Genomic DNA, 2,474 nt, shown 5'->3' with positions numbered 1-2,474 from the left:
GAATACATCCATTACTACAACCATGATCGCATCAAGCTGAAACTGAACGGGCTGAGCCCTGTGGCGTACAGGACCCAGTCTGCTGCGGCTTAGCTATTTTTTGTCCAATTTTTTGGGGTCAGTTCATTCCGTAGGACCGAATTTATTCGGGAAGCAGACGACGCAGTGTTTCAGCCGTACCGGTTTGCGGCTTAGGTTTACGAAACACCAGCACATTCCCCAGCATTACCAGTACCAGCCCTATCAAGGCAGGCATTGTCCATTGGTAGCCTTCGGCGTAGGCCGAGATATTCAGCGCGACTACCGGGAACAGCACCGTGCAATACGCCGCACGCTCCGGCCCCATGCGCCCGACCAAAGTCAGGTAGGCAGTGAAGCCGATCACCGAGCCTGCAATCACCAGATACGCCAGCGAACCGATGTAGCGGGTATTCCATTCGAAACTGAAAGGCGTGCCGCTGAGCACGCAATACACCGCTAACATTCCGGCACCGTAAAGCATGCCCCAGGCATTGGTCGTCAGCGGCCTCAACCCCGCTTTTTGTTGCAGGCTGGAGAGCATATTCCCTGCTGAGAAACACAGCGTACCCAGTAACGCGAGACCCAGACCGATCAGGGTTTCATGGCTGGCGGTGTGCGCAGACAGTTCCGGCCAGAACATGCACGCCAAACCGATCAAGCCCAACCCACCACCGGCCAGCACATTGCGTGCGACCTTCTGGCGAAAGAAGATTCGGGCGTTCAGTGCGTTCCACAATGTCGAGGTTGAGAACACCACGGCGATCAAGCCGCTGGGGATCCACTGGCTGGCGGTGTAAAAGCACATGAAGTTGACGCAGAACAGGCACAGGCCCTGCGCGACACAGAGAAACTGGCCGCGCCGATTGACCTTCTGCAGGCGTCCGCTCAGTAATAACATCACGAACAGCACCAATGCCGCGAAGCCGAAGCGATAGACAATCGACACCGGAATCGCCACGTCCCCCAACTGCAACTTGAGGGCGATCCACGTGGTGCCCCAGATCAACACGGTGAGCAAATATAAAGAGAGGTTCATCGTGACGGGCTCCTGAATTGAGCCTCAGTCTGAGGTTTCGCTCCAGCGGCGACTTGCACAATCTTGCGCTTTTAACGATCTGGAGACTGGCAGCACGCAAGCGACTTGATAGGATACGAACTGCAGAGGGATTCGTTATGCCACCACTGGAAACAATCCAGGTCTTTCAAGCCCTGAACAGCTCGCCCAATGCTCGCCTTGAACAAAGCGCGGGACTGGGTGACGGGATGGTTGCAGCCCTGTGGAACAACCATCACGACGCTCAGGAATACCAAGCGCCGAGCCACCACACCCTGTCGTGTTACATCGCCGGCGGCACCGGCACATTTCGTCGCGATAAACCCAGCCAAAAAGGCGGCCCCGGCAAGTTATGCATCTTGCCAGCAGGGCATGAGTCCGCGTGGGTCATCAACGGTGACATTCGCCTCGCGCACGTGTACTTCAGCCCCGAGCAATTTGCCCTCGGCTGCGTCGCCTTGCTTGATCGAGAGCCGCGAGAACTGCAACTGAGTGAAAGCACGTTTATCGACGATGCCGAGCAAACTGCGCGTTTTCTGCGCATGATCGAGCTTGATTGGAGCGAACCCGGTGAGCGCTTACTGACCAGCAGCCTCGCCCACGAGATGCTCAGCCACGCCCTGCTCAATCAAGTCGGCCAGCGCCAGGGCTTGCGCCTCAAAGGTGGCCTTGCACCGCACTTGCGGCGGCAATTGGTGGATTACATCGAACATCATCTTGCGGACCCAATCAGCCTAGGGGAACTGGCCGCACTGTGCGCTTTGTCCGAATACCACTTTGCGCGGATGTTTCGCGAGAGTTTTGGCTTGCCGCCTCATCAGTATTTGCTGGCACGACGCATGAACTGTGCACGACAACTACTGCGCACCGGAAAACAGCCGCTGGGAGACATCGCCATGGCCTATGGTTTTGCCAGTGCGAGTCATTTCAATAATCGGTTCAAGCAAGCGATGGGGGCTACGCCGGGGGAATATCGGTTGGCGTTTTTGTAGGAGGGCTACCTATAAACTTCGCGACGATTACCAAGCTGCACCACCAAAATTAGCAACGCGCCGTTCTGAATGTCGCAGATAACTCGAAAATCACCGACCCGAAAACGCCACAAACCGCCCAGCGGACCAGTAAGAGCCTTACCTGTGCTACGAGGATCTTCCCTGCTCGCTATCCTTTCATCCATAAAGTTCAAAATACGCTTGGCCGCTTGCTTATCGATCTTGCGTAACTGCGTCTTTGCCGTGTCGGTGTAATCAATCGTCCAAACCAAGGTCTTTCCTTACGTCCGCAGCCGAATGCACGGCTTCCTGCCCCTTACGGACACGCTCTAAGACTTCTGCAGCGAGGTAATAATCTTCTAGGTCGGTTAACCCATGATCAATTATTTCGCGAAGATAATAAGCTT

The 2,474-nt window shown here is 55.5% G+C and carries 4 protein-coding genes; 2 read left to right on the top strand and 2 right to left on the bottom strand.

Annotation, left to right across the window (positions count from 1 at the left end; genetic code table 11):
- Positions 1 to 93 (top strand): IS3 family transposase (locus M0974_RS12450; RefSeq protein WP_297836682.1); only part of this gene is annotated, 93 nt, incomplete at its 5' end.
- Between the two features lie 49 nt (positions 94 to 142).
- Here M0974_RS12450 and M0974_RS12445 read toward each other — a convergent pair.
- Complete coding sequence (locus M0974_RS12445) at positions 143 to 1,057, bottom strand: DMT family transporter (protein ID WP_297836680.1); 915 nt, start codon at positions 1,055 to 1,057, stop codon at positions 143 to 145.
- 137 nt (positions 1,058 to 1,194) lie between these two features.
- Between M0974_RS12445 and M0974_RS12440 the strand changes: the two genes are divergently transcribed.
- Positions 1,195 to 2,067, top strand: a complete 873-nt coding sequence (locus tag M0974_RS12440) for an AraC family transcriptional regulator (protein ID WP_297836677.1) — start codon at positions 1,195 to 1,197, stop codon at positions 2,065 to 2,067.
- 5 nt (positions 2,068 to 2,072) lie between these two features.
- Here the strand turns inward: M0974_RS12440 and M0974_RS12435 are convergent, their stop codons facing one another.
- Positions 2,073 to 2,339 carry a type II toxin-antitoxin system RelE/ParE family toxin gene (locus M0974_RS12435; protein WP_297836674.1) on the bottom strand — a complete coding sequence of 89 codons (267 nt, stop codon included), beginning with the start codon at positions 2,337 to 2,339 and terminating at the stop codon, positions 2,073 to 2,075.
- Between the last annotated feature and the right edge of the window lie 135 nt (positions 2,340 to 2,474).

The sequence above is a fragment of the Pseudomonas sp. genome (assembly GCF_026224925.1).
Taxonomy (GTDB): Bacteria; Pseudomonadota; Gammaproteobacteria; order Pseudomonadales; family Pseudomonadaceae; genus Aquipseudomonas.
Note: the sequence above shows the minus strand (reverse complement) of the source record. Positions and strands in the feature narration are given on the sequence as shown.